Source organism: Paenibacillus sp. FSL R10-2771, assembly GCF_038000205.1.
Classification (GTDB): Bacteria; Bacillota; Bacilli; order Paenibacillales; family Paenibacillaceae; genus Paenibacillus_AQ; species Paenibacillus_AQ phytohabitans.
This window is the reverse complement of record NZ_JBBOBM010000001.1, coordinates 1,997,135-2,020,659: the sequence shown is the minus strand read 5'-3', so window position 1 is coordinate 2,020,659 and position 23,525 is coordinate 1,997,135. Positions and strand designations below refer to the sequence as shown.

The 23,525-nt window shown below is 48.4% G+C and carries 16 protein-coding genes; all 16 read right to left on the bottom strand.

The window, feature by feature from the left end; translation table 11 throughout:
* Window positions 1–346: 346 nt before the first annotated feature.
* Window positions 347–1,096: a metal ABC transporter ATP-binding protein gene (locus NSU14_RS08365; RefSeq protein WP_042138751.1), complete on the bottom strand. Its 750-nt coding sequence runs from the start codon at window positions 1,094–1,096 to the stop codon at window positions 347–349.
* Window positions 1,097–1,130: 34 nt separating this feature from the next.
* Window positions 1,131–2,099, bottom strand: a complete 969-nt coding sequence (locus tag NSU14_RS08360; protein WP_340944135.1) for a metal ABC transporter solute-binding protein, Zn/Mn family — start codon at window positions 2,097–2,099, stop codon at window positions 1,131–1,133.
* Between the two features lie 226 nt (window positions 2,100–2,325).
* The gene (gene metG / locus NSU14_RS08355; protein WP_340944132.1) at window positions 2,326–4,359 is read right to left on the bottom strand and encodes a methionine--tRNA ligase; all 2,034 of its coding nucleotides are present in this window, start codon (window positions 4,357–4,359) and stop codon (window positions 2,326–2,328) included.
* Between the two features lie 441 nt (window positions 4,360–4,800).
* Window positions 4,801–5,064 (bottom strand): membrane protein insertion efficiency factor YidD, encoded by a 264-nt coding sequence (gene yidD / locus NSU14_RS08350; protein ID WP_039295456.1) that lies wholly within the window; start codon window positions 5,062–5,064, stop codon window positions 4,801–4,803.
* Window positions 5,065–5,066: 2 nt separating this feature from the next.
* Window positions 5,067–5,528 (bottom strand): Fur family transcriptional regulator, encoded by a 462-nt coding sequence (locus NSU14_RS08345; protein ID WP_039295454.1) that lies wholly within the window; start codon window positions 5,526–5,528, stop codon window positions 5,067–5,069.
* Window positions 5,529–5,761: 233 nt separating this feature from the next.
* Complete coding sequence (locus NSU14_RS08340; protein WP_340944127.1) at window positions 5,762–8,071, bottom strand: copper amine oxidase N-terminal domain-containing protein; 2,310 nt, start codon at window positions 8,069–8,071, stop codon at window positions 5,762–5,764.
* Between the two features lie 344 nt (window positions 8,072–8,415).
* The gene (locus NSU14_RS08335) at window positions 8,416–9,207 is read right to left on the bottom strand and encodes a response regulator transcription factor (protein WP_076245640.1); all 792 of its coding nucleotides are present in this window, start codon (window positions 9,205–9,207) and stop codon (window positions 8,416–8,418) included.
* A complete protein-coding gene (locus NSU14_RS08330; protein ID WP_042138757.1) occupies window positions 9,185–11,038 on the bottom strand; it encodes a cache domain-containing sensor histidine kinase in 1,854 nt (617 codons plus the stop codon). Before NSU14_RS08330 ends, NSU14_RS08335 begins: the two co-directional genes overlap by 23 nt.
* Before the next feature lie 27 nt (window positions 11,039–11,065).
* A complete protein-coding gene (locus NSU14_RS08325) occupies window positions 11,066–11,893 on the bottom strand; it encodes a carbohydrate ABC transporter permease (RefSeq protein ID WP_039295446.1) in 828 nt (275 codons plus the stop codon).
* On the bottom strand, window positions 11,893–12,777 hold the full coding sequence (locus NSU14_RS08320; protein WP_042138758.1) for a carbohydrate ABC transporter permease: 885 nt from the start codon (window positions 12,775–12,777) through the stop codon (window positions 11,893–11,895). Before NSU14_RS08320 ends, NSU14_RS08325 begins: the two co-directional genes overlap by 1 nt.
* Window positions 12,778–12,861: 84 nt before the next feature.
* A complete protein-coding gene (locus tag NSU14_RS08315) occupies window positions 12,862–14,265 on the bottom strand; it encodes an ABC transporter substrate-binding protein (RefSeq protein WP_042138759.1) in 1,404 nt (467 codons plus the stop codon).
* A 340-nt stretch (window positions 14,266–14,605) separates the two neighbouring features.
* A complete protein-coding gene (pflA, locus tag NSU14_RS08310) occupies window positions 14,606–15,343 on the bottom strand; it encodes a pyruvate formate-lyase-activating protein (RefSeq protein ID WP_039295441.1) in 738 nt (245 codons plus the stop codon).
* Between the two features lie 120 nt (window positions 15,344–15,463).
* Entirely contained in the window at window positions 15,464–17,725 is a 2,262-nt protein-coding gene (gene pflB / locus NSU14_RS08305) for a formate C-acetyltransferase (protein ID WP_039295439.1), read from the bottom strand.
* A gap of 261 nt (window positions 17,726–17,986) precedes the next feature.
* Window positions 17,987–20,608, bottom strand: a complete 2,622-nt coding sequence (gene adhE / locus NSU14_RS08300; RefSeq protein ID WP_042138761.1) for a bifunctional acetaldehyde-CoA/alcohol dehydrogenase — start codon at window positions 20,606–20,608, stop codon at window positions 17,987–17,989.
* A gap of 443 nt (window positions 20,609–21,051) precedes the next feature.
* Window positions 21,052–22,518: an ABC transporter substrate-binding protein gene (locus NSU14_RS08295; protein WP_042138762.1), complete on the bottom strand. Its 1,467-nt coding sequence runs from the start codon at window positions 22,516–22,518 to the stop codon at window positions 21,052–21,054.
* 133 nt (window positions 22,519–22,651) lie between these two features.
* Complete coding sequence (locus NSU14_RS08290; protein ID WP_042138763.1) at window positions 22,652–23,524, bottom strand: carbohydrate ABC transporter permease; 873 nt, start codon at window positions 23,522–23,524, stop codon at window positions 22,652–22,654.
* Window position 23,525: the final 1 nt, after the last annotated feature.

The following is a 23,525-nucleotide window of genomic DNA, read 5'->3' as shown; positions in this document are numbered from 1 at the left end:
AAGAGCGAAGCGAAGGCCGTCCGATGTTGTACAATGGACGACCCAGGGGACAACTAAGAGCAGGGCAGAAGAGCCTTGTCCGTTGGAATCAAGCCGTTTAAATGTACTTTGTACAACTATTTGTCTTATTTAGAACCAGATCAGGAAAATAAGTGTATTTCATACAATTATAAAGAGGAGTAAGCGGATTATCGCCTGTTTTCCGCAAATATAAGTGTACAAACTACAGTTATAGCTTAAATCCGCGCCTACAATCTAAAAATAACTGTACGAAATACAGCTATCTTTAGGATGCATGAGAAGCTGATTTTGCAGAATGTCTGAAACACCTCTGCGCTCCCTTTTTTCAAGAGAGTGTATGCTGCAGGTTATCGACAACGCAGTCCTGAACATCATGAGAATGGCGGCAATAGAAATTGATCTTACCGTTCTTCTGCACCGGCTCGTTGCCGAGATAGTTCTTAATCATGTCGATATCATGCGATACCATCAGGAAGGTCATGTGGTGATGGGCATGCATATGCATGATCAGGTCGAAGAATCCGGCCTGCGTCTCGGCATCAATACCGACGGTAGGCTCATCGAGGATCAGCAGATCCGGATGGTTGATCAGGGCGCGGGCCAGGAAGACCCGCTGCTGCTGGCCGCCGGACAGCTGGCCGACTCTTTTCTCCGCGATATCCTGAATCCGCATCACTTCTAGCGCATCCTCACACTGGCGGTGCTGGGCTTTGGATACGCGGCGGATCAGATTCTTGTTATTGTACAGGCCTGACAATACTACCTCACGCACGGTAGCCGGGAACAGCGGATTGAAGGCATTCTTCTGCGGAACATAACCGATCCGTTCCCAGTCCTTGAACTTCCGGACCGGCTGGCCGAATAATTTGATCTCCCCGCTGGTAGCAGGCAGCAGACCGACAATCATCTTGAGCAGCGTAGTCTTGCCGGCGCCGTTGGAACCAATGATGCCCAGGAAATCGCGTTCTTTCACTGTATAATCCAGATTGGAGATTACCTTCTGTTCGCCATAGGAGAAGGACAAATCCTGTATTTCGATCATATGCTGATGGCAGTCCAGGGATACCGGTTGCATGTGAAGTACCACCTTTCAACTTATACTTTCCTTATTATTGTAAAGCCAGAATGAGATTTTGCAAATTTTTCTCCATTAGTGTGAAATAGTTGTCGCCATTCTTCTCCTGGGCTTCAGTCAGACCCTCTACCGGATTCAGCACCATCGTGGACACGCCTGTTTCACCAGCCAGTGTCTTAGCCAGCTTGTCGGATACCAGTTCTTCGAAGAAAATGTATCGGATGCCCTCTTCTTTGACCAATGCCGCCAGATCAAGCAGATCCTGTCCCCTTGGTTCGGCATCCGGTGACAGCCCCATAATAGCGTGCTGTGACAGACCGTAATCACGCGCCAGATATGAGAAGGCCTGATGAGAGACTACGATCTCTTTATTCGGCAGCTTGCCCAGTTCCTCGGTAAACTTGCTGTCGAGCGCACTCAAGCGTTCAACCAGCTTCTGGTACCGTTCTTCATAACCTGCGGAATGCTCAGGATCAACGGACTGCAGGCTTTCCTTGATGTTCTTCGCCATCACGAGCGCCGACTTCGGACTTACCCAGGTGTGCGGGTCCGTGTGCAGGCTATCACTGTGTTCTGCTTCCTCCTCCTCATGACCATGATCATGACCGTCTTCCTCGTCGGTCATAATCAAATCAACCCCTTGGCTGACTTCTACAGCCTTGGCTTCACTGTCACTGTCGAGGCTTTTGAGGAAATTGGGCACCCAGCCCTCCAGTCCTGCTCCATTATACAGGAACAGCTGTGCCTTCGAGGTATTAATAATATCCTGGCTGCGCGGCGTCCAGTCATGCGGCTCTACCCCCACCGGAAGCAGATTGATCGCGTTGATATCTTCCCCGCCGATTTCACTGGCAAATTCATATATAGGATAAAAAGTAGTGATGACATTCACTTTTCCCTCGACGATACTTCCGCTGCTCTTAGAACCGCATGCGGCAAGCATCATTAGCAGCAGTATGGTAACAACAAGCAAAAGCCCTTTGTGCAAGCTTTTATATAACATTTCTCTATCGACCCCTTAAATCGTAAAATTTACTATGAGAATTATAATAGTAATCGTTACGATAAGTCAACTCTGATCTTCCAGCCAGCCTCCCGATAATTAGACTGAAGCCGCTTATCCTTAAGACCAGCACCTAATAACGTATATTCTCTATTTACACTAAAACAATCCCCGCTGCATTAAGGCACACGGGGATCGTTCAGATCATTCAACTATGCAGCTTGTCTTATTTCACAATAGCTCCGTTAGGCATGCTGTCCGGCACGGTGGCGATCGTCAACTGGTCGCCCTTGGAGGCTGCCAGGATCATACCCTGCGACAGCTCGCCGCGCAGCTTCACCGGCTTCAGGTTCACGATACAGATCACCTTGCGTCCCACCAGCTCTTCCGGTGTGTAGAACTTGGCAATGCCGGATACGACCTGGCGCTGCTCGTATCCAAGATCGAGCTGCAGCTTCAGCAGCTTGTCCGCCTTCTTCACCGGCTCGCAGGCGATGACCTGGGCTACGCGCAGCTCTGCTTTGGCGAAATCGTCGATGCCGATTTCTTCCTTATGCTCCTCTTCCTCCGGATCGGCAGTTGCCGCATCCGGCGTCACTGCAGCCCCTGCTGGCGCAGCTTCAGCAGCTGCTTCTGCAGGCTTGCCGGCTCCCATCGCTTCGGCGATGTACGCCACCTCCTGCGCCACGTCCAGGCGCGGGAAGATCGGGTCGCCCTTGGCCAGCTTGGTTCCCGCTGGAATCAGGCCGAATGATTTGCCGCTCTCCCAGGTGGTCAGCTCGCCCGGCTGAATGCCCAGCTGCTCCCATATCTTCGCGGGAGCACCGGTCAGGAACGGCTGCAGCAGGATGGACGCCGTGCGCAGTCCTTCGACCAGATGTCTCATCACCGAAGCCAGCTCACCGGTTCTGCTCTCATCCTTAGCCAGTACCCATGGCTGGGTCTCATCGATATATTTATTCGTACGGCTGATCAGGGCGCCAATCGCGGTCAGGGCTACGGAGAATTCCATTTTCTCCATCGCTTCTTCTACTTTGACATAGGTGCTCTGCACTACCCCTTCCAGTTCCCCGTCAAATGCCGTAACCTGGCTTGCATAAGCAGGAAGCTCACCGGCGAAATATTTCTCCACCATCGCCCCGGTCCGGTTCAGCAGATTGCCCAGGTCGTTGGCCAGATCATAGTTGATGCGGTCCACGAAGCTCTCCGGTGTGAAGGTTCCATCCGAACCGAACGGAACTTCGCGCAGCAGATAATAACGCAGGGCATCCAGACCATAGCGGTCGATTAAAGTAACCGGATCAACGACATTGCCTTTGGATTTGGACATTTTGCCGTCCTTCATCAGCAGCCAGCCATGCGCGAACACCTTCTTCGGCAGCGGTTCACCGAGCGCCATCAGAATGATCGGCCAGTAGATCGTGTGGAAACGGACAATCTCCTTACCGACAATGTGCACATCCGCAGGCCAGAACTTATCATACAGGCTGCGGTCTTCCGAGCCATAACCGAGAGCCGTAATGTAGTTGGTAAGTGCATCAATCCATACGTACACTACATGCTTCTCATCGCCCTTTACCTTAACGCCCCAGTCAAAGGTCGTACGGGATACGGCCAGATCCTCAAGGCCCGGCTTGATAAAGTTGTTAATCATCTCATTCTTGCGCGATTCCGGCAGAATGAATTCCGGATTCTCTTCGTAGAACTGCAGCAGGCGGTCGGCATACTTGCTCATGCGGAAGAAGTAGCTTTCTTCCTTGACCAGTTCAACCGGATGTCCGCTATCCGGACTTTTGCCGCCGGTAATATTGCCGTCAGCATCCCGTTCAATGTCCACCAGCTGTGTCTCGGTGTAGAAGGTCTCATCCGAAATACAGTACCAGCCTTCGTATTCCCCTTTGTAGATATCGCCCTGCTTCAGCAGGCGGTCAAAAATATCCGCCACCACTTTCTTGTGACGCTCCTCAGTAGTACGGATGAAATCATCATTGGAGATATCCAGCTTGCGCCACAGATCCTTAATACCTACGACAATTCCGTCAACGAACTCCTGAGGGGTCTTACCGGCCTTGCCAGCCTTCTCTTCGATCTTCTGCCCATGCTCATCCGTTCCAGTCAGATAACGGACCTCATAGCCGCGCAGACGCTTGTAGCGGGCCATCGCATCACCGGCCACCGTTGAATACGCATGTCCGATATGCAGCTTATCACTCGGATAATAGATCGGTGTAGTTAAATAAAAGGTTTTGTTCTCACTCATTTACGTTGTCATCCCTTCGTTATACCTTCTCATTTTGACACAAAATAGCCCCATAAGTGATGCTTTAATTTCGACGCTTACTCAAGTACTTTGCGGGGGCCCCAAAACTTATAAATTCTTAAATAACAAAAAACTCCCGCCCCTATATGGGGCGAGAGTAAACTCACGCGATACCACCCAAAGTTCCCCGGCTCCTCACAGAGCACAGGCTTCGCCAGTCCCTTACGGAACTGTCCATTAACGCTGGAACACGCCGTTATCTTACGCAAGCCGTAACTACCGGCTCCCGCTCGAACACAGTTCCTCCCGGACCATATTCAATCTGGCATCCCATACCGGCTTCCAGCAGCCCCGGCTCTCTGTAATGGTTGTCCACATTTACTCATCCGTTCCTCGGAATATTGCTTATTATTCAAAATATACCCATCACAGCGGCTCATGTCAAGTCGTATGAACAGGCTTATCTCCTGGTGATTGCTCTTTGCGCGGCGGCACCGGGTCCAGCCCTCCCGGATGAAAGGGATGGCAGCGGGCGATCCGCCTTGCAGCCAGCCATGAACCCTTCAGCGGTCCATGGACCTCAATAGCTTCAAGCGCATAGGCTGAACAAGTCGGATAGAACCGGCAGGTTGCCGGCTTAAGCGGCGATATGAACCTGCGGTAGACCCGGATTGGAGCCTGGACCGTTCTTCTTAAGGTAGCCATATTCAGCGGCCTTCTTTGCCGTGAGCAGCTACGGCGGACTCTTCTTCGCGGCCCTGTTCACAGTCTTTGCAGTAACCGAACACCTCAAATTTATGCTTGACCACCCGGAATTGATCCGGTGTATCCGTTAAATTCATCGGACAGAAATGAATCGGGTAAGTCTTCATACACTGAAGACAAATCATATGATGATGATGGTGGTCCTGACTGCAGCTTGCTTTGAATTTGACGCCGTCTTCAAAGACAATCTGCTCCAGCACACCAAGCTCCTCCATGACACGCAGGTTGCGGTAGACCGTATCGAAGCTGAGTCCGCTGTATTTGCGGCCCATATGCTCATATACATCCTTCGCAGACAAATACCCCGTATTCTCGCCGAATAACCTGGCAAGCGTTTTGCGCTGATCGGTGATTCGCAGTCCCTGCCCCGACATGGCTTCCAGTATTTGTTCTGTCGACAGCATTCGCTCATCTCCCATAACATAGGTCGTTTGTATTGCACTCTCTTTATAATGCCCCAAAAGTACTGCCCCGTCAATGAAGTGTGCCTGTCCTGCAGCCTTCTCCACATTCCTGCGGGTGCATAGCGCAAAATAACGCCGCAAAGCAGAAGCTTATATTCCATGATTTCACACTAAAAAAAACGGCAGCCGTCCCCTCAGGAACGCTGCCGTTTGCATTTGCATTGAAGTTATATTTATTTTTTGGCCGGAAGCGGAGTAAACACAAAGTTTACAGGCAGATTGCTGCCGGATGCTACGGAGAAGGTAATATCGACCGGACCTTCATATTCGCCGGTACGGAAGACTACTGCATTCATGTCCGAGCTGGACAAGCTTCCCTTGTTCGGCAGATTCACAATCGTTCCGTTCACCATTAACGAACCCAGATAATTACCTCCACGCGGGTTGAAGGTGATCAGTGTGTTCGCTGCCACACGGTCCAGAACGATTTTGTACAGTACACCGAAGTTGCCGGAATTAGAAGCCTCTGTTCCAGTCATCGGATCAATACCAATCAGATTGAGGTCATTTTTATTATCCCCCAGGATCAGCTTGGATTGCGTTGTGCCTACAACATCAGTCACGTTGATGATGCGTGTTGAATCCGGATACGTTCCCCGGTTATGCACACCGTCGCGGTCAAGAATTGGCAGTGTCGGCAGCACAGCTACCGGATCTTTAGTCTGCTCAACCATTACCACATTATATAGAATAGGATAATCGCTAATCAGATCGGCGCTGAGTGAGAGCACCTCTTTCGGTTTCATGGCAATCTTGTTCAGATCTGTCAGGATTGGCACACTTTGTCCCGGCTGCAGGACGATTTGGGATGCACTTGAACCTGTAATCATGGAATTGTAGTATTTCTGAATCGAAATTCTGCCTGTATATTCCGGAGAAGTTACCGGACCGGCAATACCTGAGTATTCGGTCGAAATCGTCGCCGGATATATGCCGTTGTTCGTGGCGATCACATACAGCTTCTGTCGTGTAGTCATATTGTTCATATGATGTACCAGGAAACGTGTCTTCCCTACGGAAGTCTCGCGGTACAGCACACCCTCTGTATTAACCGTTTCAGGGCTGTTACTGCGGATCAGCGTATAACTGTCAGATGAAAGATTGTACGGCAGGTTAGGAAGTCCCGGGATCAATCCGCCGTCAAACGTCAGAACATCCCCTGGAATAGTGAACAGCTTCGCTACTTCATCCTGGGTATACAGTTGTTCGCTTGTAATGTTAATGGTCTTCTCAAAAGTGCTGCTAAGACCATGCTTATCAGTTACTGTCAGCTGGATGGACGTAGGACCGGGGTTGAAATAGGCCAGGCCACGGTTGCTCCAGGTGGTCGTTAATTCTTCATACTCAGGGTCATAGCTGGTATCTGTCAGAATTACCGGCTCACCCATTTTGTATTCATCTTTATCAGTCGTGAACTGGGCCACAGGAGGCTGATTTGGCTGCAGCACCTGGATCGTTACAGAGTAAGGATCACTCCACAAATTATTCGCATCACGCACAGAATAAGTTACGGTATAGAATCCCGGCTGATCGTACATATCCAGTTTGTTGCCGCCCCATTGTTCTTCAGCCATCGGCGTACCATTCGGTGAAGAATACGAAGTAACATAATTCACAGTCGTTTGACCTGCATAAATCTCAGTCGGTTGGACTGTAAAGGATGCTGTCGGCTTCGTGTTCAGCGTAAGAATGACACGCTTCTGCACATTGTCCACCGTATAAGGAATATTCAGCGCATAGGTAATGGAGGTTAAAGGAACCATGAAGGTGCCTTTGAACTGGTAGGCCGGGCCTTTCATAGTATTCTTGGCGCCATTTACCGTATAGATCTTACTGTCGGTCTTGAAGCGCATAATACTGGTGCCTTTAGTAACGATAACTTCCTTGGTTTTGTAGTCGTAGGTATAGCTTACTCCGACCATTTCCACCATTGCACGGATCGATACATACGAGACCCCGTTCTTGACAGCCATCGGCTGGTTGGCAGTATACGGTGTACCGTTTCTGTACATTTTGTTACTGTTCATCATCAGGATGAGCTGGCCGCCGCCAGTGGCGGAAGTGGTCAGACCTGCAGTTGTCGGCTGCAACACTTGAGTACTGCCAGGAAGCGGAGTTGCCGTTGGAACAGCCGCATCTGTTGGTACAACACCATCAACAGGAGCCTGGGTTACTGCCGGAAGTGGTGTTGGTGTTGCTGCCGGCACTACCGGAACTGCTGTCGCTGCAGGAACTGCTGTTGCTGCCGGGATCGGTGTTGGTGTTGGCGTAACTGTACCTGCAGGCGCCTCAGTAACTAATGGAGGCAATGGATCTGTAGCCGAGGGCTCCTCCTGTGTTACAACCGTCTGCGTGGTATTCACCGCTGCGGCAACATTGCCTGTGATACTTTGTGTGCTGGCAGGAATTGCAAAGGCCGGAACCGCTGCTGCGGTTTGTGAAACGGCCAATACTGCCACTAAGATCATTTTTTTCAAATTCATTGTACGACTCCTTCTGCTCCCAATTGTAGTGTATAAGGCGTTATCTTTCTTTCTTCACCTTATATTCCCCGCAAAAACGCAACCGCCCTCTACAGGACGGCAGAATTATTTGCCACGTTCATTTTACAAAACATAGTATTAGACGCAGGCAACTCCGAAAAGTTTCATTCAGTGTAAAGAAAAATCAAAGATTATCCATTTATTTCTATTAGAAATCCATTTTCACAAAAAAAGATCATCCCCATCCCGGGACAATCTTGGTGTACGCCGCCAGAACAAGCAGCATTGAATTCAGTTATTGTACCAGACAGGATATAATCTCCGGCTTCCCTTTACCCTTACCCTTAGCGGGCTTCGGCAGCCTTGTGTTTATCGCGGTATTCCTTAGGGGACATCCCCGTCTGTTTCTGGAATACCTTGGTGAAATAACGCCGCTCCTGATAACCCACTCCCGAGCTGATCGCAGTAATGCTTTTGTCGCTGCTGGCCAGCATGAATTTGGCGGCTTCAATCCTCTGCAACGTTACATACTCCACGAAGGTCATCGCGAAGCGGTTCTTGAAGAGCAGGCAGAAATAGCTGCTGCTGATGCCGATCCGGTTCGCCACCTCTTCAATGCCAAGGTCATAGCTCAGCCGCTCAGTAATATAATTCGCCGCCTGGCTCATCAATTGATCCGGTGTTTTTTTGGCGGAATCCTCGGGTACAGGCATCTCCTGAAACAAGGGAATACTGTTATACAGTTTATCCTTGTACTGTTTGCTGCGGATCCGAGCTCCGATCTCCCGCACCTTGTTGCCAAGCTCCTCATAATGTATCGGCTTGCAGATATATTCCTTCACACCAAGGCGGATGGCCTCGCGCGCATAATCAAACTCCTGATAGCCGCTTAGCAACAGCACCTCACTCTCCAGCCCCATCTCACGCAGCTTGCCGATGAATGTAAGTCCGTCCATGACCGGCATACGGATGTCACACAGCACCAGATCGGGCGTCTCCTCTTCAGCGATACGCAGAGCTTCCATTCCGCTGCGGGCCATCCCCGTAACCTCCATCCCCATGTCATGCCAAGGCAGCACTTTGTTGAGATTGTTCAGGATAGGCGCCTCATCGTCAACCAATAATACCTTTAGCATAATGATCTTCCCCCTGCCCGTATTTAGGTATGACGCACTGGATAATTGTTCCTTCGCCAGGACTCGCACAGATGAAAATCCCATATCTGCCTCCGTATTCTATACGGATTCGGTCAGCTACACTGCGAACGCCAAGCCCCCTCCGTTCCAGATGAATTCCGTGTTGCGCTTTGCCTTCAGGCTTCTGCTCCGCCGGATCATTAACCATATACTGAAACATGGACAGCTGGGACGGAGTCATGCCGATCCCGTTATCCTGAATCCGCAGAATCAGATTCCCCCGTTCTTCCCAGACCTTAACGCTTACCAGACCTTTGTAGCTGATCCCTTCAAAGCCATGCTGAATGCTGTTCTCAACCAGCGGCTGCAGCGTAAGCTTCAGAATCCCGCAGCCCAGCAGCTCCTCCGGAACCTCAAGCTCGTAATCGAACAAGTCCTCGAACCGGAATTTCTGAATATCCAGATAGTTGCGCAGATGCTTAACCTCTTCTTCCAGCGTTATTTCATCCCTGTCCTGGATACTGATCCGCAGAATACTGGCCAGCCTGTAGACCATCTCACTGACCTTGCGCCCTTCATTCTGCACAGCCAGCACATTGATGGATTCCAGCGTATTGAACAGAAAATGCGGTTTGATCTGCGCCTGCAGCACGCGCATTTCCGCCTGATTTTTGCGCCGCTGCTCTTCATTGATCCTGTTGAATAATGAATTGATTTTGTCCATGAGGTCATTGAAGCCTCTGGCGAGCAGCGTCATTTCGTCACTGCCCTTCTCCTCGACCCGGGTTGTCAGGTCTCCATCCTCCACCCGGCGCATGAAGCGGACGATCACAGCAATCCCCCCTGTAATCCGGTTCATGAAGAACAGATTGAAGATCACTGCACCGAGCAGGCACAGAAACATAACCACCACAAACCAGCGGGCAAACACAGTTACTTCACGGGACAGCGAGCCCCAGGAGGTCACAGAAACCAGGCTCCAGGGATAGCCCTTCAGGTGGTAGACTGACAGAATGCTCTTTTCGCCGTCAAACTGTGTTCTGTAGCTCTGGAAGCCCGGCTTAAAGGTAATATCCTTCGTAGTAAAGTCACGGAAATCCTGTCCGTCCAGCTGCCTGTCCGGGTCAAGCAGGATCATCCCGTCATCGTTGACCAGCATAAAGGATACCTTCTGGCTGCTGTCCCCGATCTTGAGGTTGCGGAATATGGATTCGAACTCCCAGTTCTTGATCTGGACTACCAGGATGCCGATGTTCTGAAAAAAGCTGAGCTCCTTAACCAGCCGGATCTGCGTAAACACAGCCTCCGTCCCCGTCAGTTCGGGATACTCATGCGGTGCCAGCCATTTCGGAACCCCGTTAAGCTTCATAACCTCCTGGTAGAGATCGCTCCCTTTGAACTTGTCGTAGGGGAGAGTGCGGAAATTTTCTTTGTTAAAGACCGATACGATCTCCGAGCTGCCTTTTCCATTAAAATTATAGAGAAAGGCATAGCTGATCGACGGATGATTATAGAGCAGACTACGGAAATTGCGCTGGCTGGCGTTCAGGCTGAGCTGCTCGGCATCGGTCAAATCCTGTTTGGAGGGATCATCCGCGCTGAGTGCCATATGAAAGACCGAGGTGGCAATTCCGTTGTCTGTCACATTGTCCATATCCTTAAACACATTCGAAATGCTGTAACTGATCGCCTTAAGTGAATATTCGGACTGCTGGCTGTACTTCTTCTCTATCGAATTATAAGTAACGAAGAACATAATCATGCCAAGAATGAATAAGGGAATGATAATCAGGCCCAGAAATGCCGTAAATAATTTGTAGCGCAAATTCATCGGCCCATGCTCCTGACATGAATAGGGTTATCCTTTTACACTGCCTGCCGTTACGCCTTCAATAATCTTCTCCTGCAAAATAGCATAAATGACGATGACCGGAACCACGCTATAGACAATACCCGCCGACATTTGCGCGTAGTTCATCTGATATTGATCACGGAATTGAACCATGCCCACCGGAAGCGTGCGCAGCTCGTCATTAGAGAGGAAATAGTTAGCCAGCAGGAACTCGTTCCAATTTCCCAGGAAATTAACAATGAAGACTGTAACCATGGCCGGAACTGTCAAAGGTACAATAATTCTAGCAAAGATACCCGGAGCCTTCAAGCCATCCATGACCGCCGCCTCTTCAATTTCACTGGGAAGTGAGCGCATGAATGCTGCCAGGATAATAATCGTGAATGGAATTGCATTGGCGATATAGGGAATTATCAGTGCCCAGTGTGTATTGAGAATATGAAGCTTGCGGACAATCGTGTAAATAGGCAGCATCAGTGCATTGTTCGGAATCAGCATGCCGATCAGGACCAGCGAGAACAGAATCTTGTTCCATTTTCCCTGGCGCATCCGCGTAACCGCGAAGGCAAACATAGAAGCCAACAGAATGGATACCACCGATGACAGGATCGAAATATATAAGCTGTTAAAAAAGTATGTGCTGATCTTGGCGTTCACCCATGCTTCAACGTAGTTCGAGAATTCGAATGTCTTCGGAATCCCGAACGGATTCAGGGCGATCGCATTGTTATCCTTCTTCACCGAGGAGAACAGGACAAAGAGAAACGGAAAGAGTACAACGATCAGGTATCCCAGCAGGGCAACGTGAGGTAAGCTTTTCTTGAGGCGCGGCATCAGTATTCAATCCTTTCATTACGACGGGCAAACAGCAGCTGATAGAGAGCTGTAACCACGAGCGTGAACATAAAGATCAGAATTGCAATGGTATTGCCGTACCCATATTTGAAATTGGTGATCGCATATTTAATCATATAGGTGGCCATAACCTCAGTTGAACCTGCCGGGCCGCCTTTGGTCATAACAATGACGATATCTGCGGCCTTCATCGCTCCGGCAATAGAGAGCATGATTACTACCGAGATAATGGGTACAATCAGCGGCAAAGTGATGCGTGTAGCGCGCTGGAAGCCCGTAGCGCCGTCGATGGCCGCAGCCTCATCCAGTTCACCGGGGATGGAGAGAATGGCCGCCAGCACCATTACAATGTAGAATCCGGTCCATTGCCAGGCATTCGTTATAAGAATTGACAGCATGGCGAACCGCTCATCTGATAGCCAGTAGACAGGCTCAATGCCGACAAGGCCGAGCACTTTGTTGAACAAGCCGATATTCGGCTCATAAATGAAGCCCCACAGAATACCGATAACTGCAGTAGACATAATGGATGGCATGAATACTGCTGTCTTGTAAAGGCCCTTCAGCTTCTTCACATTAGCGATTAATAAGGAGAAGAAGACAATCAGCGGCACCTGAATGCATACGGAAAACAGAATGAACCAGCCGTTATTTTTAACAGAAACCCAGAAGCGTTCATCCCCCAGGGCTTTTTTGAAGTTGTCCAGTCCGGCGTATTTCACTGTATCGGATACACCGTTCCAGCTGGTGAAGCTATAGTAGAGTGAACTGAAAATGGGGTAAATGAAGAACATAATGAACAGAACCAGTGCCGGTATAACGAACAGAATGAACACCAGAGGATTTCTTAGTGCCTTATTCATGACTACCTCCAAATTGCTTAGACATCTCTCACTTTAAAAATGCACCCTGGAGCAAGCACCAGGGTACATTCAATTTACCGCCTCTTATTCTACTGCTGCGTTGGCTTCTTCCTGAATTTTCTGAAGCGCATCGCCCATCTTCTCAGGAGTGGTCTGTCCGCCAATCAGGCTTTGAATCTGGATATTACTGATCTCGGTAGTCACATCTGCCTGCACCAGAGAGTCAAATGCCGGGAAGGAGGACTGGGAGCTGTTGAGTACTGCTACAATCTCACTCATCAGATCATCGGTGATATTCTCAGTCAGTACCGCCTGATCAATCTTCATAGCCGGCAGCACGCCATCTTCCACCAGACCGCGCAGCTGCATTTCTTCATTGAACATATTCTTAATGAATGATTTCACTGCAGCGAGTTGACGTTCATCTTCACCTGCAGATGCCGAGAAGCCATAGCCGTTGTTCACATCACGCATGAGTGCCGTCTGATCACCCACTCCGCCGTCTACCGCCGGAATGTTGAAGAAACCGACTTTACCGATCAGACCTTCACCGGATTGTCCGGCTTTGAATACAGAGGACTTCCATGTGCCGTCATACATCAGGATCGCTTCACCACTGGTGAACTGGGTTGTATATTCAGCATACTCGAAGCCGAGCTCGCCTTTCTTGAAGTAGCCTTTGTCTACCCATTCCTTGTATTTCGCAAAGCCTTTGACTACATTAGGATCATTCCACTTAGCTTCGCCAGTAGCGAACTTCGCTGTAACATCCGGTCCGGCATAACGTGACCAGAGATGGTTGGCGAGCATGAGTGGTACCCAGCCAGCCTTGGAAGCACCGGCAAGCGGCACTTTGCCGTCTGCTTTGATATCAGCCAGCTGCTGTTCCAGCTCAGCGAAGGTGGCCGGAGCCTTCCAGCCCTTGCTGTCATAGTATTCTTTATTGTAGAAGAACCCTTCACCTGAGCCGCCGATTGGCAGGCCGTAGATTTTTCCTTCGTAAGTAAATGGATCCAGATTGGAGAATTTGTCTTTAATGCCTAGTTCATCTAGGATCGGGGTCAGATCGAGCAGCTTACCTTCTTTGGCATAGATCTTGGAATCCGGACTGCCGAACAGGTCGAAGATCTCCGGCGGATTACCGGCCGCCATTTCCCCGCGCAGCTTCTCTTTACGGTTTACATCCGAATCTACTCCATCCAGCTTGAAGGTTAGTCCCGGTACTTCTTCCTGTACCTTGCCGACTACATCCTCCAGGATCGCCAGACGTTTCTGTTTATCTGCACCTACCTGAGTATGACGGACCGTCATTTCAAAAGGTTCAGCACTAACCGGTTCTTCGGTTGCGGCAGCATTGGTTGCAGCGGCCTCATTCGTTGCAGCCGGTTCTTCCGTTGCAGCAGCATTGTTATTGTTGCCTCCACAACCTGTCAGCAGCGCTGAGGTAACGAACATCAGGGACAACAGCATAGTTAAGCTTTTTCTCATTACGGGTGACCCTCCCTATTTAATTGTTTCCCTTACAACTCTTATTATAGAAAACCCTGATTGTAATCGTAAGGTTAAGATTCATCTACAATAGGGATAAAATACTCTAATGTAAGCGAATTCAGTTGTATTTAGTGACATAAATGAGTTATATTTCATTACACGACAACTTGAAAAGAGGTATTTTTCTATTTTCTTGCGTCAGATTACTTATACATACAATTTGCATTTTCATCAATTTCACACTTTACTATGTATGTTGAACTCATTTCACCGTACATCAAAAAAGCGAAACTCCTCAGATTGGAAGCTCCGCTTACGTTATATATTGTGTATGAATTTATACCAGAGCAGACTGTTTACGGCCCTCTTCAATCAGCCGGTATGCACGCTGCACTTCTTCTTCGTCCGGTGACTCCACCCCTTCAAGCTCGTAGGGACGGCCAAGCTCTTTCCATTTATAAATCCCCATTACATGATAAGGCAGGATTTCGAACTTCTCTACTCCATTAAGGGTGCCAATGAACCGGCCGAGATTCTGCAGATCCTCTTCCTTATTATGAATGCCGGGAACGTATACGTGGCGAATCCACATTTTACGGTTATTATCTGACAACCAGCGGGCAAGCTTTAAGGTACGGTCGTTGGATTTGCCAGTCAGCTTAATATGAGCTTCATCATCGATATGCTTCAGATCCAGCAGTACAAGATCGGTAACATCCAGCAAGTCGCTGATTTTCGAACCATCATTATAGCCGTTAGTATCAAGCGTAGTATGCAAATTCCAGCGTTTCTTCACTTCGGTGAACAGCTGTTTGACGAAATGCGCCTGCAGCGTGGGTTCCCCGCCGGATACGGTAAGACCGCCGCCGGATGTTTTATAATAATTCAGGTAAGGTTCAATTTCCGCCAGCACTTCTTCAACGGTCATTTCCTTGCCTTCATTCAATCCCCAGGTATCCGGGTTGTGGCAATACTGACACTTAAGTAGGCAGCCCTGCATAAAAAGCACGAAGCGGATACCCGGGCCATCCACCGTTCCAAAAGTTTCTAAGGAGTGGATATGTCCTTTAAGCATGAGATGTCATCCTTTCAAAAAGCTTAAAATTTTAATTACTTTTAAACAAGAGTGTACCGCCCTCTTGCAAGGGCGGCAGCTCTTTGATTTATTTTAATTCTTGATCTGTAAGAACAAATCTTACATGGAATCGTGGAACGTACGGTTGATAACATCCAACTGTTGTTCGCGGGTCAGCTTGATGAAGTTAACTGCATAGCCGGATACGCGAATGGTCAATTGTGGGTAGTTCTCAGGGTGATCCATTGCATCAATCAGCTGCTCACGGTTAAATACGTTAACATTCAAGTGCTGAGCGTTGTTGTGGAAGTATCCGTCCATCATGAATACCAGGTTGGACTTACGGGATTCTTCGTCTTTACCCAGAGCCTTAGGAACGATTGAGAATGTGTTGGAGATACCATCCTGTGCATCGGAGTAAGGCAGTTTAGCAACAGAGTTCAGGGAAGCAAGTGCACCCTTCTTGTCGCGTCCGTGCATTGGGTTAGCACCAGGTGCGAACGGTTCGCCTTTTTTACGTCCATCAGGAGTAGTACCAGTCTTCTTACCATAAACAACGTTCGAAGTGATAGTCAATACCGATTGAGTCGGTACAGCATCACGGTAAGTTTTGTTTTTACGGATCATGCTCATGAAGGTTTCAACCAGTTCAACCGCGATGTTGTCAACAGCGTCGTCGTTGTTACCGTAGCAAGGGAATTCACCTTCAGTTTCGAAGTCGATAGCAATACCTTCTTCGTTGCGGATCGGTTTAACCTTAGCGTATTTAATTGCGCTCAGGGAGTCGGCAGCAACGGACAGACCGGCAATACCGCAAGCCATAGTACGCAGAATGTCGCGGTCATGCAGTGCCATTTCGATACGTTCGTAAGAATATTTGTCATGCATGTAGTGAATGATGTTCAGCGTGTTGACATAAGTCTTAGCCAGCCATTCCATCATTGGTTTGAAGCGTTTCATTACTTCGTCGTAATCAAGGTATTCGGAAGTGATCGCCGGATATTCAGGACCTACCTGAGCGCCGGATTTTTCATCCTTACCGCCGTTGATTGCATACAACAGGGCTTTTGCCAGGTTGGCACGGGCACCGAAGAACTGCATTTGTTTTCCGATACGCATTGGGGATACGCAGCAGGCAATTGCGTAATCTTCACCCCAGTATGGACGCATTACATCATCGTTCTCATATTGGATCGCACTGGTTTCGATGGAAACCTTAGCACAATATTTTTTGAAGCCTTCAGGCAGCTTTTCGGACCACAGTACGGTCAGGTTCGGCTCTGGTGCAGGACCCAGGTTGTACAGGGTATGCAGGAAACGGAAGCTGTTCTTAGTTACGCGTGTTGTTCCGTCTTCAGCCATACCACCGATGGATTCAGTTACCCAAGTAGGGTCGCCGGAGAACAGATCATTATAGTCAGGCGTACGCAGGAATTTCACGATACGCAGTTTCATTACGAAATGGTCAACGATTTCTTGTGCTTGCTCTTCAGTAAGAGTACCTTCTTCGAAATCACGTTGTACATAGATATCAAGGAAAGAGGATACGCGTCCGAGGGACATTGCCGCACCGTTTTGCTCTTTAACTGCAGCCAGATAACCGAAGTATACCCATTGAGTAGCTTCTTTGAAGTTATTAGCTGGTTTGGAGATATCAAGACCATGAGCAGCAGCCATTTGTTTCAGTTCGCCCAGAGCACGCATTTGCTCGGACAGCTCTTCACGCAGACGAATCACTTCTTCTGTCATGGAATCTACTTCAAGTTCAGTCAATTGTTGTTTCTTGTCTTTAATCAGGAAATCAATACCATACAGGGCAATACGGCGATAGTCGCCGATGATACGTCCGCGGCCATAAGCATCAGGAAGACCTGTAATTACGCCGGATTTACGCACAGCTCTCATGTCTGGTGTATATGCATCAAATACGCCTTGGTTATGCGTTTTGCGGATGTTCGTGAACATGTCAACGATATTTTGCGGAAGCTCGAAGCCATAAGCTTTAGTAGCGTCGATCATCATTTTGATACCGCCGAACGGTTGAATGGAACGTCTGAAAGGAGCATCAGTCTGAACGCCGACAATTTGTTCCTTGTCCTTGTCGATGTAGCCTGGATTGTGGGAAGTGATCGTGGAGACAGTATCGAGGGATACATCCCATACGCCGCCTCTTTCTCTTTCTTCCTTGCTAAGCTGGGAGATAATCTTCCACAGTTCAGTGGTGTTGCTGGTAGGACCTACCAGGAATTCTTCATTTCCTTCATAAGGCTTGATGTTCTTGGCAATAAAGTTATTAACGTCAACTTTCTTAGCCCATGTACCCTTAGTAAAACTTCTCCAACCCGACTTAACCTCTTGTACTTCTCTTTCAATCACCGACATGCTAAATCCCTCCATTTATATTTAGTATATTTGTAGAGATCGCGGGCTTGAAGGTTAATCCCGTGTCTCGTGATCCCATAGCTATTGGTTGTTATAAAATTCACAATCGCGGCTTCATAACTGGGATCGTTGTTTATATAAACATTTTAGTTTATTTTCTGAAAAAGGACTGTGACAAATATCACTCTTTCGGTGATATTTGTCACTTCCATCCAGTTCCATATTAACCTTTAACCTTATTCTTTGCCAGACAATCTTAGATTAGTTGTCGAATCTTCCGTAAAATGCGTTGCGGTATACATCAGCAAGTTCAGATACCAGCGGCATTTTTGGATTGGCAGTTGTACATTGGTCTTCAAATGCACGGTCAGCCAGGTAATCTACACGGGATTCGAAGTCCTTAGGATCAAAGCCAAGAGCCGAGAAGGATTCTTCGATACCGAGTTTTTTGTTCATGTCGCGGATTGCATTGATCAGGCTGGTTACGCCTTCTTCGGTAGTGCGTGCTGGCAATCCCAGGATACGGGCAATTTCAGCATACCGTTCGTCAGCTACAAAGTGCGAATATTTAGGGAACGAAGCGAACTTCGTAGGTTTCTTGGCATTGTAACGGATAACATGCGGCATCAGGATGGCATTGGTACGGCCATGTGCTGTGTGATACTGTCCGCCCCATTTGTGCGCCAAGCTGTGGTTGATACCCAGGAATGCATTAGCGAAAGCCATACCTGCCAGAGTCGAAGCGTTGTGCATTTTTTCGCGGGCAAGCTTGTCGCCTTGCAGTGCGGATTTCTCCAGCCACTGGAATACCAGTTGAATGGCTTTGATTGCCAGACCATCGGAATAGTCACTAGCCATTACAGATACATAAGCTTCAATTGCATGTGTCAATACATCCATACCTGTATCGGCAACAGCAGTTTTCGGCAAGCTGTATACAAACTCCGGATCAATAATAGCTACGTCTGGAGTCAGCTCATAATCAGCAAGCGGATACTTAGTATTATTGCCAGTTGTCTTGTCTGTGATAACTGCGAACGAAGTTACTTCAGAACCTGTACCGGAAGTTGTTGGAATCGCAACGAATTTCGCTTTGTTGCCGAGCTTAGGGAATTTGTATACCCGTTTGCGGATATCCATGAACTTCTGTTTCAGGCCGTTGAAGTCTGCATCCGGGTGTTCGTAGAACAACCACATTCCTTTTGCAGCATCCATTGGGGAACCGCCGCCGAGTGCGATGATGCAGTCCGGCTGGAATCTGTTCATCATTGCAGCGCCTTTTTCTACAGTAGTTGTCGATGGATCCGGTTCAACTTCCGAGAACACTTCGATCGCTACCGGAGTCTGGCGTTGACGCAGGTAATGCTCAACTCTTTCCACATAGCCCAGTTTAACCATCATAGGGTCAGTAATAATAGCTACGCGAGTGATATCAGGCATTTTGGCCAGGTACTGTGTGGATCCCTTTTCGAAGTAAATCTTGTCAGGTACTTTAAACCATTGCATATTCACGGTACGACGGTTCACCCTTTTCACGTTGATCAGATTGATTGCAGTCACGTTTTGCGATACAGAGTTGCGTCCATAAGATCCGCAGCCCAGTGTCAATGAAGGGATATTAGTATTGTAAATATCGCCGATTGCGCCGTGTGTGGATGGCGAGTTGACGAGAATACGTCCGGTTTGCAGACGGTTGGAGAACTTCATGATTACTTCTTCGTTGTTCGAGTGGATAGCCGAGCTGTGGCCCATGCCGCCAAATTCAACGATTTCAGCTGCGCGTTCGATACCCTGATCTGCGTTCTTCACTTTGTAGCAAGCCAGAACCGGGCTCAGCTTCTCAGCGGACAACGGATATTTGGTACCTACGCCTTCAAGTTCAGCTACCAGGATCTTCGTGCCGGCAGGAACCTGAATTCCGCACATTTCAGCGATCTTCACAGCGGATTGGCCGACGATAGCCGGGTTAACCGCACATTTTTCTACATTCATTGCGCCGCTTGTCAGCTTGGCAGCTTCTTCTTTGTTTACAAAGTAGCAGCCGTTCGCAATCATTTTCTTCTTCACTTGGTCAAAAATCGCTTCTTCAATGATAACCGCTTGCTCGGAAGCACAGATCATACCATTATCAAATGTTTTGGAAAGGATAATGTCTGTCACTGCCTGATCAATGTCAGCACTCTTCTCAATGAAAGCAGGAACGTTACCAGGACCTACGCCGAGTGCCGGTTTGCCGCAGCTGTAAGCCGCTTTAACCATTGCCGATCCGCCGGTTGCCAGAATCAGTGCAACGTCAGGATTGTTCATCAGTGCGTTTGTTTTGTCCATGGTCGGAAGTTCGATCCATTGGATGAAGTTCTCAGGAGCGCCAGCCTTCACACCTGCATCATGTAGAATTTTGGCGGCTGCCGCACTACACTCTTGCGCTGAAGGGTGGAATCCGAATATAATAGGGTTACGTGTCTTAGCGGAAATCAAAGCTTTAAACATCGTGGTGGATGTTGGGTTGGTTACCGGTGTGATACCCATAATGATTCCGACAGGCTCAGCAATCTTCTGGAAGTTGTCATAAGCGTTATCCTCAATAACGCCTACTGTCTTGTCGTACTTAATTCCGTGCCAGATATATTCAGTTGAGAAGATGTTCTTCGTAATTTTGTCTTCATAGACACCGCGTCCTGTTTCTTCAACGGCCAGCTTAGCCAGGTACATATGTTTGTCGAGTCCGGCCAACGCCATTGCATGAACGATTGTGTTAGTTTGCTCTTGATCCAGTCCCATGAACGCTTCATGAGCTTTCTTTGCTTTATCCACCAAAGTCTGAATATATTCTTCAGCGGTGGTTTGTTTCACTTGGGCGGCGACTTCGTTTTTAACTGCCATCTCCCTCGTCCTCCTGTCAATTTTTAGGTTGTTTTTCTCTACACATTTATCTTATCATATCCTTTTCACCTTGTATAGTGAAATCTTTCACAAAGTATAAAGTTTTTTTTGATTTGTTTTCAAAGCGCTTTCATTCGATCATATTCTAGTCTATTTTCCATTTGTTGTGTGATAATTCATTTATATTTGTCCGATTTGCGAACGCCCGCCCTCTAGCCTCCCCTGCTTTTCTTGAATCCAGCTCTTCAGCCTTGTTTTTCCCCCAGAATAATGGTGCTATCTGATGTTCTTCCTAATCTTCGTCAACTCTACTCTCCTGCCGCATTCTCTTACATAGAAGTATAAATATAAATCAGAGCAAGCAAAAAGGCAGGAGACCGGGTCTCCTGCCTTAGCGTTATAAATCCTTTATCAAGCATCGTAACCACTCATTCAGCAAGTGACTATTCCACTTTGATAGTATCGAAGAATTTCTCTTGAACAGTTTTGGCGGCAGCGTCGAGCTGGGCTTTGGAATCTGTACCATCCTTAGAGAACAGCTCCTGGATTACATTGGACATGGTTGCATAGTAATCCTGAGTATTGTATTGCGCTTCAGGCTTACCATCCAGCAGCGCCATAATTTCAGGGCTGTATTGATAAACGATGTCGTACTTGTCATAGACAGCTTTGGTCTTCTTGCCGAAGTCGGAATCAGCAGCATAGTAATCAAGGAGCGGCGGGATGTAGTATTTGCCGTCCGTTTTGCGCTGGCTGATAATCGCATCAAGAGCTTCAAGGCCTTTGTCAGAGAAGTAATCGAAAGTAATATAGCGGAAGGCCATTTCCTGCTCGTCTTTGCTGGCGTTCGGATTGATAACCAGATAGTCACCGCCGAGTACGCCGGTATGCTTGCCGCCTTTTTCAGCAGCTGGCATCGGGTAAGTAAGTACATCTTCAGGCTTGAGTCCGCCCTGGTTGAGCGCCTGCTCGATAACACCGTCAGATCCGGCCATTACCATAGCAGTACGTCCCTGCTGGAACGCGCCGACAGCATCGCCCCAGCCAAGCGCCCAGTCCTGAGGAACTGCTTTGGCTTCCCATCTCAGCTTCTTATAGAAATCCAGCGCCTTCACACCGGCATCCGAATTGAATGTAGCCACAACCTTACCGCCTTCAATCTTCTGGATTTCACCGCCTGCTTCGAACAGGAAGTTGGTCCAATTCCAGCCTGCTTCGTTGCCTTTACCCATTGGAGCAATACCGGAGATCCCCTTCTTGGTATCCGCTACCCCTTTGGCGGTATTCAGCATATCATCCCAGGTCCAGTCCATTGGAGGGACGGCTACACCTTTTTCATCCAGCATCTTTTTATTAATCATTGTTGTAGTGACATAACCCTTTTGCGTTACGCCATACACTTTGCCGTCAATAATGAACTGATTCTGCAGGACAGGGTTAATCTGATCCTTGAATTCATAGTTGTTCCACAGATCCGTAACATCAGCGACCCAGCCCTTCTCGACCAGGAATTTCGCTTCAGTTGCATAGGTGTTGAAGAAGGTAGGAGCTTCATTCGCCGCCATCTTCACCCCGATTTCGCTTACATTGTACTGCCAGTCATCCTTGACAATCTCTACATTCGGATAGACCTCCTGGAACCGCTTGATCTTGTCATCCTCCTGTGCTCTTACCTCGGTAAGGTCAGGGGTAGGATAGTGAATTTTGATCGTTACTTTTCTCTGGGTGATATCATCTACCGGTGCCTCTGTCGGAGCAGCGGTCTCCTCTGCTGCATTAGTAGCTGCTGGTGCAGGCGTCGCCTCTCCTCCATTTGCCGCCGGTTTGTTCCCGTTATTATTGCCGCCGCAAGCGGACAATAACGATCCCGTCACCAGGAGACATGCTAATACGCTGGAAAATTTACGCATTGAAACTCCCCTTTTCAATTCATAATTAGCTTACAAATTCATCATAAAAGAGAAACCGTTTACAAACGAGGTGTATTTATATTCCTTTCATGTGCAGGTTTACGATCCGTATCTCCCTGCAGCATAATTCTGATCACCCTTTGACAGCCGACAGGGAAACGCCGCGCATAATGAACTTCTGGAAAACAAGGAAGACCAGAATAGGCGGCAAAGAAACAAGGAACAGAATGGCAAATTTGATGTTAGTGTTCAGTGCTTTTACATTAATAACGTATTTATAGATCGCTGTAGCGAGCGTGTACTTCTCCTCACTGTGCATGACAAGCGACGGCCAGAACCAGTCGTTCCAGGCTGTGGAGAAGATAAAGATCGCCAGTGTTGCAAAAATCGGAATGGACAGCGGAACAGCAATGGTGAAGAAGCTTCTCGGCTCAGAGGCCCCGTCAATCCGTGCGGCTTCAAGAATCTCCGGATGAATCCCGTCGAAGAAGTTCTTAAGCAGCAGGAAGAAGAAGGTATTCGCCCCAGCCGGCAGCCAGAAAGCCGCATACTGGTTCAGCAGCCCGAGTTCCTTCAGATTGACAAAGTTCGGGATCATATAGCTCGTGGCCGGAATAAACAGCGTCATCAGGAAGAAGAAGTAGAAGGCCTTGCGGTAAGGCACATTCATCCGCGAGATGCTGAAGGACGCCAGGCCCAGTACAACCAGGGTAGCTACCATGTTTCCGACAAAGATGTACAGCGTGTTCCGCAGGAACATCGGCAGATTGATATAATCCAGCGCATCCTTAAGGTTGCTGAAATGCCACTCCTGCGGGAAAAAATGCGGCGGGAATGAGTTAACCTCAACATTAGACTTAAGTCCGTTGAACATGGTCATCAAAATAGGATATAGCATGCTAAAAATCATTAACAGAATAAAAAACACCATGATTCCGTATACGATTTTGTTGCCGGTCTTCTTAAGATCATGTTCGGAGAGAATCCCTCTGTCTGCGCTCTTCATC

Bases quoted from the DNA above. Each gene is read 5' to 3' on its own strand.
- yidD (WP_039295456.1), bottom strand. From the start codon at position 5,064: ATGGCTACCTTAAGAAGAACGGTCCAGGCTCCAATCCGGGTCTACCGC.
- adhE (WP_042138761.1), bottom strand. From the start codon at position 20,608: ATGGCAGTTAAAAACGAAGTCGCCGCCCAAGTGAAACAAACCACCGCT.
- NSU14_RS08360 (WP_340944135.1), bottom strand. From the start codon at position 2,099: ATGTTATATAAAAGCTTGCACAAAGGGCTTTTGCTTGTTGTTACCATA.
- NSU14_RS08365 (WP_042138751.1), bottom strand. From the start codon at position 1,096: ATGCAACCGGTATCCCTGGACTGCCATCAGCATATGATCGAAATACAG.
- metG (WP_340944132.1), bottom strand. From the start codon at position 4,359: ATGAGTGAGAACAAAACCTTTTATTTAACTACACCGATCTATTATCCG.
- NSU14_RS08345 (WP_039295454.1), bottom strand. From the start codon at position 5,528: ATGCTGTCGACAGAACAAATACTGGAAGCCATGTCGGGGCAGGGACTG.
- NSU14_RS08295 (WP_042138762.1), bottom strand. From the start codon at position 22,518: ATGCGTAAATTTTCCAGCGTATTAGCATGTCTCCTGGTGACGGGATCG.
- NSU14_RS08325 (WP_039295446.1), bottom strand. From the start codon at position 11,893: ATGCCGCGCCTCAAGAAAAGCTTACCTCACGTTGCCCTGCTGGGATAC.
- NSU14_RS08315 (WP_042138759.1), bottom strand. From the start codon at position 14,265: ATGAGAAAAAGCTTAACTATGCTGTTGTCCCTGATGTTCGTTACCTCA.
- NSU14_RS08330 (WP_042138757.1), bottom strand. From the start codon at position 11,038: ATGAATTTGCGCTACAAATTATTTACGGCATTTCTGGGCCTGATTATC.
- pflA (WP_039295441.1), bottom strand. From the start codon at position 15,343: ATGCTTAAAGGACATATCCACTCCTTAGAAACTTTTGGAACGGTGGAT.
- NSU14_RS08340 (WP_340944127.1), bottom strand. From the start codon at position 8,071: ATGAATTTGAAAAAAATGATCTTAGTGGCAGTATTGGCCGTTTCACAA.
- NSU14_RS08320 (WP_042138758.1), bottom strand. From the start codon at position 12,777: ATGAATAAGGCACTAAGAAATCCTCTGGTGTTCATTCTGTTCGTTATA.
- NSU14_RS08290 (WP_042138763.1), bottom strand. From the start codon at position 23,524: ATGAAGAGCGCAGACAGAGGGATTCTCTCCGAACATGATCTTAAGAAG.
- NSU14_RS08335 (WP_076245640.1), bottom strand. From the start codon at position 9,207: ATGCTAAAGGTATTATTGGTTGACGATGAGGCGCCTATCCTGAACAAT.
- pflB (WP_039295439.1), bottom strand. From the start codon at position 17,725: ATGTCGGTGATTGAAAGAGAAGTACAAGAGGTTAAGTCGGGTTGGAGA.